The 16,807-nt window shown below is 43.7% G+C and carries 13 protein-coding genes; 6 read left to right on the top strand and 7 right to left on the bottom strand.

Annotated features, from left to right (window positions below):
- Positions 1-4: 4 nt before the first annotated feature.
- The 3 genes from ACOQOE_RS07730 to ACOQOE_RS07740 are packed head-to-tail and all read right to left on the bottom strand — an operon-like array spanning position 5 to position 2,673.
- Positions 5-799 carry a PAS domain-containing protein gene (locus tag ACOQOE_RS07730; protein WP_067866903.1) on the bottom strand — a complete coding sequence of 265 codons (795 nt, stop codon included), beginning with the start codon at positions 797-799 and terminating at the stop codon, positions 5-7.
- Positions 800-803: 4 nt separating this feature from the next.
- Complete coding sequence (locus ACOQOE_RS07735) at positions 804-1,487, bottom strand: response regulator (RefSeq protein WP_303416622.1); 684 nt, start codon at positions 1,485-1,487, stop codon at positions 804-806.
- Entirely contained in the window at positions 1,480-2,673 is a 1,194-nt protein-coding gene (locus tag ACOQOE_RS07740; protein ID WP_420555380.1) for a sensor histidine kinase, read from the bottom strand. The genes ACOQOE_RS07735 and ACOQOE_RS07740 overlap by 8 nt, the downstream gene beginning before the upstream one ends.
- Positions 2,674-2,955: 282 nt before the next feature.
- Here ACOQOE_RS07740 and ACOQOE_RS07745 point away from each other — a divergent pair, with 282 nt between their 5' ends.
- The 6 genes from ACOQOE_RS07745 to eutC all read left to right on the top strand — a co-directional run bounded on the left by ACOQOE_RS07745 (position 2,956) and on the right by eutC (position 9,931).
- Entirely contained in the window at positions 2,956-5,328 is a 2,373-nt protein-coding gene (locus ACOQOE_RS07745; protein ID WP_420555381.1) for a DUF1989 domain-containing protein, read from the top strand.
- Positions 5,329-5,374: 46 nt separating this feature from the next.
- Positions 5,375-5,734, top strand: coding sequence for a cupin domain-containing protein (locus ACOQOE_RS07750; protein WP_067866908.1), 360 nt, complete (start codon positions 5,375-5,377; stop codon positions 5,732-5,734).
- A gap of 311 nt (positions 5,735-6,045) precedes the next feature.
- A complete protein-coding gene (locus ACOQOE_RS07755; RefSeq protein ID WP_067866910.1) occupies positions 6,046-7,398 on the top strand; it encodes an ammonium transporter in 1,353 nt (450 codons plus the stop codon).
- Between the two features lie 11 nt (positions 7,399-7,409).
- Complete coding sequence (locus ACOQOE_RS07760) at positions 7,410-7,577, top strand: hypothetical protein (RefSeq protein ID WP_197468053.1); 168 nt, start codon at positions 7,410-7,412, stop codon at positions 7,575-7,577.
- Positions 7,578-7,701: 124 nt separating this feature from the next.
- Positions 7,702-9,087: an ethanolamine ammonia-lyase subunit EutB gene (locus tag ACOQOE_RS07765; RefSeq protein WP_067866911.1), complete on the top strand. Its 1,386-nt coding sequence runs from the start codon at positions 7,702-7,704 to the stop codon at positions 9,085-9,087.
- A 1-nt stretch (position 9,088) separates the two neighbouring features.
- Positions 9,089-9,931: an ethanolamine ammonia-lyase subunit EutC gene (gene eutC / locus ACOQOE_RS07770; RefSeq protein WP_067866913.1), complete on the top strand. Its 843-nt coding sequence runs from the start codon at positions 9,089-9,091 to the stop codon at positions 9,929-9,931.
- A gap of 14 nt (positions 9,932-9,945) precedes the next feature.
- Here eutC and ACOQOE_RS07775 read toward each other — a convergent pair whose 3' ends face one another.
- The 4 genes from ACOQOE_RS07775 to ACOQOE_RS07790 all read right to left on the bottom strand — a co-directional run bounded on the left by ACOQOE_RS07775 (position 9,946) and on the right by ACOQOE_RS07790 (position 16,752).
- Entirely contained in the window at positions 9,946-12,258 is a 2,313-nt protein-coding gene (locus ACOQOE_RS07775) for an FdhF/YdeP family oxidoreductase (protein ID WP_420555382.1), read from the bottom strand.
- Positions 12,259-12,275: 17 nt separating this feature from the next.
- Entirely contained in the window at positions 12,276-13,082 is an 807-nt protein-coding gene (gene fdhD / locus ACOQOE_RS07780; RefSeq protein ID WP_420555383.1) for a formate dehydrogenase accessory sulfurtransferase FdhD, read from the bottom strand.
- Positions 13,083-13,312: 230 nt separating this feature from the next.
- Positions 13,313-14,197: a transglutaminase family protein gene (locus tag ACOQOE_RS07785; protein WP_067866919.1), complete on the bottom strand. Its 885-nt coding sequence runs from the start codon at positions 14,195-14,197 to the stop codon at positions 13,313-13,315.
- Positions 14,194-16,752: a circularly permuted type 2 ATP-grasp protein gene (locus tag ACOQOE_RS07790; protein ID WP_067866921.1), complete on the bottom strand. Its 2,559-nt coding sequence runs from the start codon at positions 16,750-16,752 to the stop codon at positions 14,194-14,196. The genes ACOQOE_RS07785 and ACOQOE_RS07790 overlap by 4 nt, the downstream gene beginning before the upstream one ends.
- Positions 16,753-16,807: the final 55 nt, after the last annotated feature.

The following is a 16,807-nucleotide window of genomic DNA, read 5'->3' on the forward strand; positions in this document are numbered from 1 at the left end:
GTGTTTATTTAAACTGGAATACAAAGCCCTCTACGCCAAGTATCATTCCGCTTTCAGAATAGAGTCCGCGTCCTTTTTCTTTGACAGTGATGCACTTACCGTTTGCTTGGTTTAAACGATATTGCAGCTCAAAAACCTGTTGGGTTTGTAGGCAAAACTGTACTTGATTCCACACATAACCTGCATCCTCTTCGTGGATTAATTCGCCATAGGATATTTGGGGTTGGTTGATAAGCTCTTCAGAGCTAAGGCCTGTGAGTTCTTTGCAGCCGCTACTCACATATTCCATGCTCCAACTGGTGTTATTTCGAGAACGGTAAAGCATGGCAGGTAAACGGTTTACTAAGCTTTGCAAACTTCGGTGGCTGGCGTTACGTATCTGTTCGTTACGGATCTGAGGAGTAATGTCACAAAGGGTTGCACTGAGTGGGTAATGTTCATTAGGTCTCAGTTGTTGCACTCTCATTTCGCACCAATGAATATTGCCATCGGCGCTAATGATCCGGAACCAAACGAGCTCACTTCCATGGCTATTGAAAACTTTACGAATAATGTCGTTCCAGATTTTTACATCTTCAGGGTGAAGGAAGTCTGTAAACAGTAAATTATGGGAGCTGCTGGCGGCGACGCCGGTGATTTTTTCCCAGCAGGTATTTACTAGAGATATGCGGTGGTTTTGATCGATGATCATAACTACATCGCCAAGGCTGTTGAATAAGGTCTCATGAAGATTGCTGTCATCAAGATTAAAGCTGTTGTCCCTATTAAAAACAGATTGAGGCCATTTTAGTAAGTTCATGGGATTAATCCTTATCCAGATCAAAATGCTCTTTCGCGTTATTTGTATGGGCCCAGGCTGCTAACTCTAAACGTGAATGAAGGTTTAGTTTTCTTAATAGGTTTTTTACGTAGACTTTGACGGTGCCATCACTGATACCTAATTCTCGGGCGATCAACTTGTTATTAAGTCCTTGGGCAATATAGGACAAAGTTTCTAGTTCGCGCTCGGTCATTTCCGAAAAGATGGCATCCGCTTGATTAACCTCTGTTTCGTGAGTTTCGCGTAGCTGGTGGGCTAAAGAGGTTACCGCGTCTTCGTTGAGGGCGGTCTGGCCATTGAGAACATTGACTAAATGTTTAATGATTTCATCGGGTGGGGTATCTTTTTGTAGATATCCATTTGCACCACTTTTCAAGGCGGAAAAAAGCTGATCATGATCGCTACAGGCGGTTAAGATAATAATTTTTAGTTGATCATCTGTTTTGCGGATGAGCTGTAATATATCTAGACCGCTGGTTTCAGGCATTTGTAAATCAAGCAATAGAATATCTGGATAAAGGTCATCCAATTGTTCTAAAAGGTCGGTTGCGCCATCAAACTCGGCAATAACATTAAATTGCTCGCTGTCATTTAGTAGCTCTACTACCCCCCGCCGAAACAAAGGGTGGTCATCTACTACAATCACTGAGTGTATGGGATTACTCATGGTTATCTCCAATCTTCAATGTGAGTATGACCTGTGTTCCTTGGTTGGGATGGGGTTGGATAAGGAGTCGTGCATCAATTCGTTCTGCTCGTTCATGCATGATTTTTAAGCCAAAGCTGTCGTTACGTGCGTTTTTGGTATCTAAACCTATACCGTTATCTTCTATAAATATCTCTATGTGCGTACTTAATGTTTCTTTAATGACAATACGTGCGTGGCTGGCGTGTGAGTGCCTGACGATGTTGGAGAGGCACTCTCTAACGATATAAATCAGCTGCATAGATTGTTTAGGGCTTGTGATATTTTTCTTTAGCCGGTTGTCGTATTCAAAAACAATAGCTGATTGCTGTTCAAATTCTGATACAGAATCGGAAATCGCCTGGGTTAAATTATCGCCCTTCATTGATAAACGTGATGAGGTGATTAATTCTCGTGTTTGACGGTAGGCATAATGGGTATAAGCCGCCAGATCTTCTGTGACGGGCTTTAATCCATGGTAGGCACTGCTTTGGCAGAGGCTATCTAGCTTAGCGCTTTTAATTCTTAAATAACCGAGTACTTGTGCTAGAGAGTCATGTAGTTCCGCTGCATGGATGGCACGTTCTGATGTAACCGCTTTACTTATCTTTTTCTCTTGCTGCGCCCATGCTGAAAAGCCTTTTTTTAAAGCGTTTTCTACGGCAGTGAGCTTCCAGCGGACCTGGTTAGCGCTAGGTACTTTATTGGGGAAGATAGCTAATAGCCAAATATTCATCTCTTTACTTTCAGTTAATTTATAACCATAGAGAGGTTCGGGAAAACAGTGGTTAGATAGGGCATCTAGATAGAGTGTGTCGTGGATTAAATCATTGTGCCCATTAGTAAAAAAACGATGTAACGCATGCAGTATTTTACTGTGTGGGATGCTATCAGATGGATGGTGGACAAAGGTTTCTGCGGTACTCGGTGAACTGAATACTATCTTTAGGCGGCACTGCTCATCGGCTGAAAAGCTTTGGCTTAGTTGTGCTTCAAGCTTCTTTAATAAGGGAGGTAAGGTTTGATTGATTTCGTCAGTTGTTGCTATATCAAAAGCAATATCGCCTAGGGAAAACAGATTCTCACTTACAGGATTGGAGGGTTGGCTGGGGCTTTCAGTGTAAGCGTTAAAAAATTGTTCTAGCCATGTTTTGATGTTTATCGCCATATGTCCTCCCCTTTATTTCAATTGTTTGTGTTGAGGTCGCTTTCCCCACTCTCTGGTTAAGCAGTATTTATGCCACGTGAATGCCTGTTACCGCAATTACCCCCAATGGAGTATGCCTTCAAGAGGATTGTTTGAATTCTATTGATAGTAAATATTTATAACCACTGGGAATTATAAAAAAGACAACATTCGATTGAGATATGTGTGCACTAGAGTCGACCTTTAATAGACCCAGCGCACCAATCTTGAACTTTAAAAGACGGTTTTAGTAAGGGCGTGGAGATGTCAGTAAATCAGAAAAATGATCTGCCGGATGCTTGCTATCTTAATATGCAAAATGACAATAGCGTTCGATTATTTCGTGTTGAGGCCCATCAAGCCATCCGATTAGATCTGAAAAGGGGCGATCATTTTCAGATTTTTAGCCAAGATGGTGAGCAACTGGCGGAACTGATTGTGCGGGATCGTCGAGGCTCGTCTGCAAATCACCTTTTAGCAACAGCCTTAGGTTTAGATGGGGTTAGTGGCTTACCTGCTGAGGGTATCAATGCTCAAATTGCTGAGAATAAATTGGCAGGGCAGGCGTTACAGGCGCAACTCAAGGGTTGGGGTATTAATGATTACCATCTATCTCAGGTGATCTCCGTTGGAGCCGCAAGAGTAGGGGAGGGGCAAAGCACGATTCCCGAACCTACCTACTTTGAGGCCTTAGATGATATCAATATTATCGTTGCAGCCGCTGGTTTATCTATGCCGATAGAGGGCCATGTACCGGTTACTGAGTTAGAAGTTAAAGTTAATTATTTAGATGCATCAGCAGCATTACTTCCTGAACCTTTGGCACCATCTCAATTGGAACTGCGTATTCCCCGTGCAAGTGCACGTGTCTATGAAGTTAAAGCGGGAGAGTGGATCCAAATTATTGATGTTGAGGGTAAGCAGTGTTCAGATTTTTTAGCTTTTGATAAAGCGGCGTTAGAGCAAGGAGAAGAGTTAGCTCTTGATGCTGTTGCGACTCGTACCCTGTTAGGTATGAGTAACCCTCAACCAGGTATCCATTCCCGTTTTTTAGGGTCCGATATGCAATCAATGGTCGAGGTGGTACAAGATACCGTTGGTCGCCACGATAGTTTTTTAATGGCCTGTAATCCGAAATATTATGAAGATAGCGGTTATTTTGGACACATTAGCTGTAGTGATAATTTCAACCGTGTATTGGCCCCATATAAGGTTAAGCCTCGTCCAGCTTGGCCTGCAATAAACTTCTTTTTTAATACCCATGTTGAACCGTGCGGATCGGTATCAATGGATGAGCCTTGGTCTCGAGCCGGAGATTACGTATTGCTACGTGCTACCCGTGATCTGATCTGTGCATCATCAGCTTGCCCCGATGATATTGACCCGGCTAACGGTTGGCAGCCTACTGATATTCATGTGCGAATTTACTCCGCTGATAATCATTTCCCTCGTTCTATCGCTTACCGGACCTCTCCTCAGGAGCTACCACGTATGACTAAAACAACAGGCTTTCACAGTCGTGTTTCTGCACTGACTAAACAGATGACTGAGTACCGTGGGTACTGGGTTGCTTCGGAGTATGAGGGATGGGGGGCTCAAGCTGAATATTTAGCCTGTCGGGAACGGGTAGCTGTAATTGATTTAACGCCTCTTAGAAAGTTTGAGGTGACAGGGCCAGATGCTGAAGCCTTTTTACAATTTGCTTTAACACGAAATGTTAGGCGGTTAGCTATAGGTGAAATCGCCTATTCTGCTATCTGTCATGAAACGGGTGGAATGATTGATGATGGCACTATCTTTCGTATGGGTGAACAAGCCTTTAGATGGGTTTGTGGTGATCCGTACACCGGCTTGTGGTTAAAAAATCAAGCGCAAGAGCAAGGTTATAAAGTAAGCGTTAGGAATTCCACTGACCAGTTACATAATATCGCAGTTCAAGGCCCGAAAAGTCGTGAGTTATTGAGCCAGATTATTTGGGCGCCTGAATGTCAACCGAGTATGGATACCCTGGCGTGGTTTCATTTCATGATTGGTCGATTAGGTGGGCCCGATGGCATCCCTGTAATGGTGTCCCGCACAGGTTATACCGGTGAATTAGGGTTTGAGGTTTGGTGTCACCCGGATGATGCCGAAGCAGTTTGGGATCAAGTATGGGAGACAGGTCAGCCATACAAAATTGCACCTTTAGGTTTTGACGCTTTAGATATGTTGCGTATTGAAGCGGGTTTGATTTTCGCTGATCACGAGTTTTGTCCTGAAACTAACCCTTATGAAGCGGGTATAGGTTTTACCGTACCAATGAAAACTAAAGCGGAGAATTTTATTGGCCGTGAGGCGATGGCCCGTCAAACACCAGAAAGTCGACAACGCTTAGTTGGCTTGGTACTGCAAGGGAATGAGCCGGTGGCTCATGGGGATCTTATCTATCACGGTCGTTTTCCTGTCGGCGTAGTGACCAGCGCTACTACATCGCCCTTATTAAGCAAACAGATCGCACTTTGTCGCGTTGCGCCAGATTTTGCAGCACCTGAAACACTTTTAGAGGTCGGCAAGTTAGATGGCCTCCAGAAACGGCTGCCCGGAGAGGTAGTTGGACTTCCTTTTTATGATCCCGAACGAACGCGTGTTCGTTCATAAATTCACATTATTTGAAAACGTATTTTAACCAATTGAGGTATTTAACATGTCTACAGCGATGACTTACTACCAGCAAGCAATTAAAACAGAACTCCCTAGCATGGAAGTACCGGGTAGTAATGGTTTTATTGGCGACATAGCGGTGTCTAATGATAAGGATAAAACCATTGTCGGCGGTTTTTTCCGTATGGAAAAGTCAGATGAGCCTTTAGTTTATGAATACACATATCACGAGATGAAAATTATCGTTGAGGGTGAAATGATCATTACCGATCAAGAGGGAACGACAGTGCATGCGAAGGTGGGTGATGTACTTTATTTCCCTAAAGGTAGCGTAATTACCTTCCAGTCTCCCAACTACGGCATTGGTTTCTTCTGTGGTCAGCGTAAAGAAGGAGAGGCTTAGTATTTTTATCTTCCTATTTTTGAATCATCTTGAAGCGCGTTGAATTAAAAGTGATCAATTCTAGCGCTTCTTATTTATGTCTAATATCGGAATTTATTTTTAAGTTATTGAAATTAAATGAAATAATTAAGTCAGGCATAGAATATGCATTTCCTGATAGGAAATAAAATTTACTGAAGAGTAAGTTCATCTCCTTCGTTATTTAAGGGATTAAGCAGGTTAACGAAGGTGATTGGATAGGCTTAACGGTAGGGGGACATACCGTTAAACCTATCAAATTACAGAATTGTATAACCTAATATGGGGGTCTTATGGACCAGGTCGAAACTGCTCAGAAAATTGCAGAATTGCAAAACCTGATAGAGATGTCCGGCACAATCAATATGGAAGTATTTTATTGGTGGTGTACCGGTTTAATGGTAATTATCCATGCGGGCTTTTTAGCCTACGAGATGGGTGCTTCCCGATTAAAAAATGCCCTGGCTTCAGGTGTTAAAAACATATTGGCATTTGCCTTTATTATCCCTACTTTCTTTTTCTTTGGCTGGTGGATCTATTTGGCCATGTACAATGGCTTTACGCCAGACTTTCAGGCGGGGGCTGGTGGACTTCCTTGGTCGAGTAGCATGGGGCCTAACTTAGCAGATAATGCGAGTGGTATTTTCTGGGGAGCATTTGTATTGTTTGCAGCGACGACTGCTTCAATCTTCTCCGGTGCTGTGATTGAACGTATCCGTATGAGCTCGTTCATTATACTGGCCATTATTCTTGGCTCTGTTGTATGGATTTTGGCGGCATCTTGGGGATGGCATCCACAAGGCTGGTTAACCGTTGATTGGGGTTTCCATGACTTCGGTGCAGCAGGTGCAGTTCATATGGTCGCAGGGTTCTTTGCTCTAGGTGTAACCATTAACTTGGGTGCACGTATTGGACGCTTTGCGCCTGATGGCACGCCACTGGCAATTACAGGTCACAGTGTACCGATGAGTATTATCGGTCTGATGTTGATTATTGTTGGCTTCTTCGGTTTCCTTGGCGGCTGTATTATCTATACAACCGGCGGTCAGTGGACGACTATCTTCGGTACGCCAACAACGTTGTCATCTATTAGCTTCAATACACTAATGGCTTTCTCGGGCGGTATTATCGGATCTTACGTGATCACACGTCAGCCATTCTGGATGATGTCTGGTGCACTAGCAGGTATCTTCTCTGCTGCGCCAGGTTTAGATCTGTACTATCCTCCATTAGCATTCTTGATGGGTATTACTGGCGGTATTGCTGCGCCTCTAGCTGATAAATTCCTAACTAATAAATTTAAGATTGATGATGCTGTAGGCGCCTTTGCTGTGCATGGTGTCGGTGGTCTTATCGGTATTGTTGGTTTAGGTATTTTCAGCGGCTTCCCTAATGTTATTGAAGGTGCACCTGCGATTAGTTTCATGGGTCAGCTTAAGAGCGCATTAGTGATGGCTTCTCTAGGGTTTATCCCAGGTTTTGGTTTGTCATATGTGATGGCCAAAATGGGAGCTTTACGAGTACCACCAAAAGCAGAAGAAGCAGGTTTGGATTTAGTCGAAGTTCCATTAGCGGCTTATCCGGAATCAGTGCCTGCAACAGCACAAGAGACTACACCTACTAACACTTCAACGGTTACTGTTTAAGGAGATTTATTATGAATGTAAGTCCTATTACGTCGTGGGAAGGTGCTGAAGCAGTCTTTACTTTCGCTGATAGCCCAACAGCCATTATGGTTATACTTTCACTATCTATTGCGGTAACTTTGGGAACAATTATCGCTTCAGTTAAACATGAGAACGATACTTATATAGATTATAAGTGACCTTGTATGACTGACTAGGATTGTTGATTCAGTCCTAGTAATAAGACATCTTAGCAAGATGGTTGCAAGAAATAGCGCCCGCTTTGTGGGCGTTATTTTGTTATGACTGGAGGGTAGATAACAGATGAGTTATTCGATTTCTGCTGGAGGCAACCATTGGGTGTTTCCTGATCTGAAGACAGTAATGGCCAAAGCTAGCCCTGATCGTTCAGGTGATCGTTTAGCTGGCGTTGCGGCTCAAACATCACAGGAACGAGTAGCTGCACAAATGGTATTAGCTGACCTTCCGCTGAAAACCTTCCTCACTGAAGCTCTCATTCCTTATGAAAAGGATGAAGTAACCCGCCTGATAATTGATAAGCATGATCAGAACGCCTTCCGGCCTATCTCCTCTTTCACAGTGGGTGATTTTCGTAATTGGTTGCTATCTGATTTAGCGGATACGACCCAGTTAAAAAATATATCTTTAGGTTTAACGCCTGAGATGGTTGCCGCTGTATCGAAAATTATGCGGATTCAGGATCTTATTCTTGTCGCTAAGAAATGCTCAAATCCTACAGCTTTTCGCAATAGGATTGGTTTACCTCAGCGATTATCTACACGTTTACAACCTAATCATCCGACGGATGATCCTACAGGCGTGGCGGCCAGTGTACTTGATGGGCTTTTATATGGCAGTGGTGATGCGGTTATTGGAATAAACCCTGCTACTGACAATATAAGTTCAGTTATCACGTTGATGAAGCTATTGGATGATATTATTCAACGATATGATATCCCTACTCAATCTTGTGTATTAACTCACGTAACAACCCATTTAGAAGCGATTAATCGCGGCGCTCCTGTTGATCTGGTTTTTCAATCGATTGCGGGAACTGAAAAAGCTAATAAAAGTTTTGGTATAGATTTAGCTGTCCTCAAAGAGGCACATTCTGCGGCTCTGAGCCTAAACCGTGGCAGTTGTGGTGACAATGTTATGTATTTTGAGACGGGGCAAGGGAGCGCTCTATCGGCGGATGCTCATTTTGGTTTAGATCAGCAAACCTGTGAAACCCGCGCTTATGCAGTGGCTCGTGAGTTTTCGCCACTGTTGGTAAATACGGTGGTCGGGTTTATCGGGCCTGAATATCTTTATAACGGTAAGCAGATTATTAGAGCGGGTTTAGAAGATCATTTTTGTGGCAAGTTGTTGGGTTTACCTATGGGCTGCGATATCTGTTACACCAATCATGCGGAAGCGGATCAAGATGATATGGATATGCTGCTGACGCAATTAGGTGCAGCAGGCGTAAACTTTATTATGGGTATTCCCGGTTCCGATGACATTATGCTTAATTATCAAACCACTTCGTTCCATGATGCCCTGTATATTCGTAAAATATTAGGTTTAAGACCAAGTCCTGAGTTTGAGCACTGGTTGATAAAAATGGGCATAACGACTGAGCAAGGGCTGTTGTTAGATGGTTTACCTGCAGCATTTTCGCACCTACAAGCGCGTATTGGAGGTTGATATGGCCGACTCTAAATTATCATCTAATGGTTTATCCAATAAGTTGTCTGAGGGATATTTAACCGAGAATGATTGGGCTGGGTTAAAACGTTATACCGATGCTCGGATCGCTTTAGGTCGTGCCGGAACGAGCATCCCCACTCAAGCGATGCTCTCCTTCCAGATGGATCATGGGAACGCGAGAGATGCGGTTCACCTTCCTTTAGATATAGATAAATTGTGTAGTGAATTGCAGGAGCAAGCGGTTACGCCGATTTTACTTAAAAGTCGGGCGCAAGGGCGAACTGAGTATTTACAACGGCCTGATTTAGGGCGTCGGTTGAGCGTAGCTTCTGCGGCTACCTTAACGTCTATCGCCGAGACTATTGAGCCATCGATGCAGGCTTGTATTACTATTGTTGATGGCTTGTCATCGTTTGCGATTCAGTCCCATGCCGCTAACTTTTTTAAGCAGATTAGTTTACGACTTAAAGAGGAGGGCATTACGCAAATGCCCCCTTGTCTTGTCGAGCAGGGACGGGTCGCTGTTGGTGATGAGATTGGCGACATTCTCAATGCTCAGTTAATGATTTTGTTGGTAGGTGAACGACCTGGATTAAGCTCTCCCGATAGTCTCGGTGTTTACTTCACCTATAAGCCTAAACTAGGTTTTTCTGATGCCAATCGAAACTGTATTTCAAATATCCGGCCCGCTGGTATGTCTTATGAAGCAGCGGCTGATAAGCTTATCTGGCTCATTAAACAGTCTTTACAGCTTGATTATTCTGGGGTCGAGTTAAAAGATCAGTCTGATTCTATTGAATCTCTTGAAGAGCCAAAATTAGGTAATTTCTTACTCGATTAGAGAGGAAACCGGATTCAGAGAATCCGGTTTGTTTGATGACTAGAAAGCTCAACGGCGATGGCCTTAGATGTGGGGGTTCTACTGTCGACACCATAGCTATCTAATGGCACTAATGGATTAGTTTCAGGGTAATAAGCTGCAATATTACCGGCAGGTATACTATAACCTACCAGTTTGAACCCTTTTATCTCTCGGGTACGACCGTCATCCCAAAGACTCTTAATATCGACTAGCTGCCCCTCTGTAAATCCAAGGCGTTGAATATCTGCTGGGTTGATAAACAGTACATCCCTTTCACCTTTAATACCTCTATAGCGATCGTTCATTCCGTAAATAGTGGTGTTATATTGATCGTGGGATCGAAGGGTTTGTAAGACTAAGACTTTCTCATGTAAAAGTTTGGCTGACTTATCCGGTAAGATACTGTCCGGAAGAGGGTGGCTGTGAATAATCGCTTTGCCCCCTTGAGTTACCCAATTTCTGTCTCTTGCTGTGTTGCCTAAATAGAACCCTCCGGGTTGTTCAATTTTGCTATTGAATTCGGAGAAACCGGGAATGGTTTGAGCGATTAATTCCCGTATAGCACTGTAGTCCTCAACTACCTTCAACCAATCAATAGGTTTGTTGCCTAACACGGCATTCGCTATACCTGCGATGATGACCGGTTCTGAGCGCATCTCTGTCGAACTGGGTTCAAGTACGCCGGTTGAGGCGTGCACCATGCTAAAGGAGTCTTCAACGGTTATCTTTTGAGGGCCTTTTGCTTGTTGATCTATATCGGTTCGGCCAAGGCAGGGCAGAATAAGTGCATCTTTGCCGGTAATGAGATGCGAGCGATTTAGCTTAGTGCTGATCTGTACGGTTAAATCACATTGGCTTAGGGCGTGCTCTGTTACTGCCGTATCAGGAGAGGCTGCAGCGAAGTTACCACCTAAGCCGATAAATACTTTACAGCCGCCTGACTGCATAGCCTCAATCGCTTCGACTGCGGAATGGCCGTGTTGGCGAGGCATCGCTATTTTAAATTGTGTTTCTAATGTGTCTAAAAACTGATCTGATGGGCGCTCGTTAATCCCCATGGTTCGATCGCCTTGTACATTACTATGCCCTCGAACAGGACAGAGGCCCGCGCCAGGACGGCCAATATTGCCTCCTAATGCCATCCAGTTTATAAGCTCATGGAGTGTGGCAACTGAGTGATGATGTTGCGTTAAACCCATAGCCCAAGTGCTAATGACCTTATCCGCTTCAATGTAGATGCTAGCAGCTTTATCAATTTCGTCTCGTGTAAGACCTGACTGATCAAGAATCTTTTCCCAAGGTGTCTCTTTAACCGTTTGTAAGTACTCATCCATTCCTTGGGTATGTTCATTAATAAAGGCCTGATCAAGGAGTGTGCCTAGCTTGCTTGCAGAACTTAATTTGAGGATTGATTTAGTCATGCCTCGAATCGCTGCCATATCACCCCCAATTTTGGGAGATAGGTAGAGGGAGTTCATCGTTGTGGCGTTATTGGTGAGCATCTCTACAGGGTTTTGCGGGTGTTGAAATTTTTCTAGTCCACGCTCTTTGAGTGGATTAAAAATCACAATTTTAGCACCACGTTTGATTGCACTACGCAATGTATCCAGCATACGAGGATGATTAGTGCCGGGGTTTTGGCCAAAGACAAAAATTGTGTCGGCCTCTTCGAAATCTTCCAAGGTAACAGTGCCTTTACCTATGCCAATACTACTTGTAAGGGCAAAACCACTTGCCTCATGGCACATATTGGAACAATCAGGGAAGTTATTGGTACCAAAGCTTCGACCAAAAAGTTGGTATAGGTAAGCTGCTTCATTACTGGCACGTCCCGAGGTATAGAGCTCAAGCTGATCGGGGTGGTCAAGATGTTTGAGATGTTCAGCTATTAATCCATAAGCCTCATCCCAGCTAATGGGCTGATATTTATCACTCTCTTTGTTGTAACGCATTGGGTGCGTCAAACGCCCTTGATACTCAAGGTAGTAATTGCTCTGCTCCTTTAGCCAACTCAGTGTGTATTGGTTGAAAAAGTCAGCACCGACCTGTTTAGAGGTGGCTTCCCAGTTGACCGCCTTTGCACCGTTTTCACAAAACTTTATTTTGTTGGGTGTTTTTTCTTCTCCCCATGCACAGCCGGGGCAATCAAAACCATCACTTTGATTGGTATTTAGTAGTGATTTAATGTTTTTAACTGCATTTTTGCTGCCTAACAAATGGCGTGTTGTGCTTTCTAATGCTCCCCACCCCCCAGCAGGGGCCTTATAAGCAGGCGATGTGGAAATATCAGTCTTTTTATCGCTCATGAATGGAATCCTTTAGCTTATAGAATAGGTGGCTGGGAAAAGGTTTTTAATTCGCCCTTACGGGTGATTTGAATAAGATTGAGGTTGTAGTGGTGCGCCATTTGAGTCGCTAAATGGCTCGGGCTGGATATATGGATCAGTGTAGATAGCTTTGCTTTAACCGCTTTTTGAATAAGTTCTACACTGCAGCGGCTGCTCATTAGAATACTGAAGCCATTTAGTTGGATGTTGTTTTTTAGTGCGAAACCAATGGTCTTGTCCAGCGCGTTATGCCTACCAATATCTTCATGACATGTTACAACATCCCCTTCTGGGGAGAGCAACAATGCTGCATGTACCCCTTTTAATTTCTGTAGACTAAACAGCGTATTAGGAAGGTGAAGTAGCTGATTTTTTGGTGGTAAAGCAGAATGCGGAAGGCTGTTTAGATCAGGGATCGCTACGTCGAGAGCTGCTGTTCCGCAAATACCACAGCCGGTTAATCCTTGTCTAAAACTATGCTGTTTTTTATAGCGTATCGACTGTCTTGGACTAATTTTAATAGCTATGTTGTAGGCGGGCAGCTGAAACCCCTCTCCTTGTTGCAGCGCGACGTTATGCTGGTAAATATCGAGATCTCGAAGATCCGAATAATGATCAATAATACCTTCACTATATGCAAAACCGATAGCGAAATACTCAAGGTCGATGGGAGTCAACATCATTACCGCATGAGAAATATCATTGACTGATATGGCGACAGGGACCTCCTGCGCTAGATCGCTTGCAGTACAGGGGTGTTCAATGTTGAGTATGTTTGCGGAGTTATGTGGGCTAGATTCCATAAGCCAAAAATAGATTTGTCTGTTTCATATAATATATACATGAATCATAGCGAATGGGGTAGCAGTTTAACAGTGGTAAATATATTTTCCCAATAAGAAATTAAAAAAATATATCTACTTATGAGTGTAATTCCGACTGGGCTGAATTACTGTCGCTGATAAGGAGGCGGCTTTAGTGCTATAAGTCGCCCACCTTCTGTGGCTGAAGATATCAAATTAAGCTTTTAACGTTATTGTTCTAAGCGTCGGACATCTACAGATACGCTTAGTTGATGGCTATTGCCACCATCAAATATAACGCCTTTAAGTGGCGTGACATCAGAATAATCGCGTCCCCATGCCGTTGTAATATGCTGCTCTTTTGGTATGTCGTCATTAGTTGGATCGAATTCGAACCATCCTTCGCCGGGGGAATAAATAGCAAACCATGCATGGGATGCGTCGGCACCAACTAGTTTTTCTTGGCCCGGCGGAGGTAGCGTTTCAAGATAGCCACTAACGTAACGTGCGGGGTAGCCTAACGCCCGTAAACAGCCAATCGCTATATGTGCGAAATCTTGGCAAACACCACTTTTTCGTTGTAGCACTTCATCTAAAGGGGTGGCTACCGTTGTGGAGCTTGGATCGTATTTGAAGTCGTTAAATATTTTCGTAGTGAGCGCGCGAGCAGCAGATAAAAGAGGTATATCATCTTGGAAAAGTGCCTCAGCGTACGCTTTTAAGGCAGTGTTTGGGCGGATCATCGGTGAATCTAAGATATATTCTTTAGCTTGAATGGTATCGGGATCTTGGTTGTACATAAGCATTTCACGCGCCGCTTTACAGCTGATACCGAGTTCTAGTGCAAATGCGGCGCGTTCATTTTGGCTATTAATCTCAGTGGTGACATCGATGACGAGCTTCGTATGGGGCTTTTGCAACGAGAAGTAAACATAGTGATTGCCAAAGTAATCACTATGTTGTGCCATGTAATTGGGTTTAGGTGTAATAACTACATTACTCGGTGCGCAGTTTTGCTCCAATGTATCCCGTGGTAGTAGATGGGCTTGGTTGTAACACAGAGACACAGGGCTATGATATTTATACTCGGTAATATGTCTGATTTTATAGATCATATGGAGATAATCTCTTGTGTTTCTGCTAATTGTTGAGGCCCTGCACTGTGGTCAAAGTACTGTTCGCTAAGAAGGGTAGAAAACTCTTCTACTTGCGCACGTACTTCATTTAATAGGTTATCTAGTGCGATCCGTTTTTTACTTTGTGAGTCCACTTTGGCTAGGTTATCTAAATCAGCCAGTTGGATGCCATTAAGTGATTTAATAATCGCTTTCTGGGCAGGATTTAAGCCTGGTTTTTGCGGTGAAACCGCTTGAGGGAGTTCCTCAAAGTGAGCCTGTAGGCGCTTAATTTGAAAAAATACTGAACGTGGATTGGTTTCATCTAGCATTAATAACTCTAATCCGTGCGCTATATCATTATAGGTTCTATAGCGGCGTCTAAAGGTGATTAATGCTTCGACACTAAGCAATACTGCTTCAAGCATTTGGGGTTGATCAGTCTGTGCTAATTCAGGTGTTAGTAACGATTGGATTAAGCGTGATGTTTGCAGTGAGCGTTCGACACGTCGCCCGATCTCTTGAAATTTCCAGCCTATCCCTCTAAGCATACTTTCATGGCTGAGCCCTGATAAGGCGAGGAGCGTTGTAACTAATGGATCGAGCGTTTCTTCAGGTGCTGAGGGCATGCCACCTACATAAGCACGTTCTAAATCATACAGATTATCACGTAGATCGTTGACGATGCGGTGCGTATCCGCCGAAAGCATTTCTTTGACTTCTTCAGAACAGGTCAAGACAGAGAGTAAACATGATTTGATGCTGTCGGGACGCTGTGTATCTAAGATGAGGTTAATTAATTCCTGATCTTGGTTAAGGAGTGCGGGGCTTCCTGTAAAGCCAGGTAAACAGTTTGTTTGTTTTGATAGTGCCTGCAATAGGAGCTTTTTACTAGCTTCTGGTAAGGGGTCTATACTGTTTAACTGCATAAACACGGTGCGAATCAACCGTATGGTTGATTCTGCCCGTTCTGCATATCGACCTAACCAGAATAAATTTTCAACGACACGGCTGGGTAGATTGGATTCTTGTGCAATACTTCGGTCTTCGACCAGTGATAATTGTTTTTCCGGTTCAGAGGCTAATATCCAAGTATCTTTGCTTTGTGAACCTACCTGATTTGATACAAAACTATCCTGCCCTGAAAGCCCGACACGGGTGAGTCCACCAGACATAACCGCATAGGTGCTTTCAGTTGCAACGGTAAATGTGCGGAAGATTGACGGGCGTGTTTTTAGTTGTTGCTCTTGCCAAGCGGGAATATAAGAAGGTGAGATATAACTTTGGGCAACAAAGTTATAGGGGGCTTTCTCAATACGCGCGAGCACGTTTTTTTTGTCGGACTCAGATAGAGTATGGCCGTGTATACTGGGGCTTTTCGCTTGGCGCATGGCAGGCTTGATGATAAGAGAATCAATATTGTCTTTGATATACAGCATATCCTGTGGGTCGCCGCACCACCAGGTGTCCACTGATGGTAGTTTTAGATTATGCCCGAAAAAGTGTTGGCTGATAGCCGGCAGAAATTTTAGCAGCGCAGGGGTTTCTAAAATACCTGATCCCAGTGGATTACTAACGACTACATTCCCAGCTCGAACAACCTCGACAAGGCCAGGAATACCTAAATATGAATCTGATTTAAGCTCGACCGGATCACAGTAAATATCGTCTACACGGCGTAGAATAACATCGACTTTACGAAGGCCATTGAGCGATTTTAGCCAGACATGACCATCTCTAACAGTTAAGTCGCTGCCTTGAACAAGGGGATAGCCTAAGTAGTTTGATAAATGGGTATGCTCGAAATAGGTTTCACTATAAGCACCGGGACTCAGAATTACAATTTGTGGGTCATCGCCGGGGGTGGGTGAAAGTGAACTTAACGTTGCGCGAAGTGATTGAAAAAAGAGCGCTAAACGATGTACTTGACTGTCGCGAAAAAGGCTCGGTATCACACGTGAAAGAACAGTTCTGTTTTCTAGCGCATAACCTGCACCACTAGGAGCTTGGGTACGATCACCAATGATGATCATATTGCCATCAGGCCCGCGAGTCATATCGGTAGCGTGCAGTATTAAACTGTGCTCCCCAGGCATTGTAATACCTTTACATTGACGCAGAAAACCTGGATGGCTATAGATAATCTCTGGAGGAATAATCCCTTGTCTGATGAGTTCCTGAGGGCCATAAATATCTTTTAGAACTAAATTGAGGAGTTCTGCTCGCTCTATTAAACCTTGTTCAATTAGGCTCCATTCATCACTAGAGATTAACATAGGAATAGGATCAAGTTCCCATGTGTTCTTACCTAAAGGATCACTAATGAGATTATAGGTTGCACCGTCATCACGCAGAATACGTGATGCTTTTTGATAACGGTCTTGTAAACCTGAAGAGCCAAGTGCATTGATACTATCAAGTAGATATTCCCAGTGCGCACGAGGCAGGCCTAACTTATCATAAGCTTCGTTGTAATGCCCATCAGGCGAAAAAGACCAATGGAAATTTTGGTCTTGATTGCCCTGAGTTTGCGTTTGCGTCTGCTTGCTTTGCACTGGTTTGCTCTTTAATTAACAAATTCGGGCTCATTATAGCTGTTCTTCAATGATA

The organism is Neptuniibacter marinus (assembly GCF_965223595.1).
Classification (GTDB): Bacteria; Pseudomonadota; Gammaproteobacteria; order Pseudomonadales; family Balneatricaceae; genus Neptuniibacter; species Neptuniibacter marinus.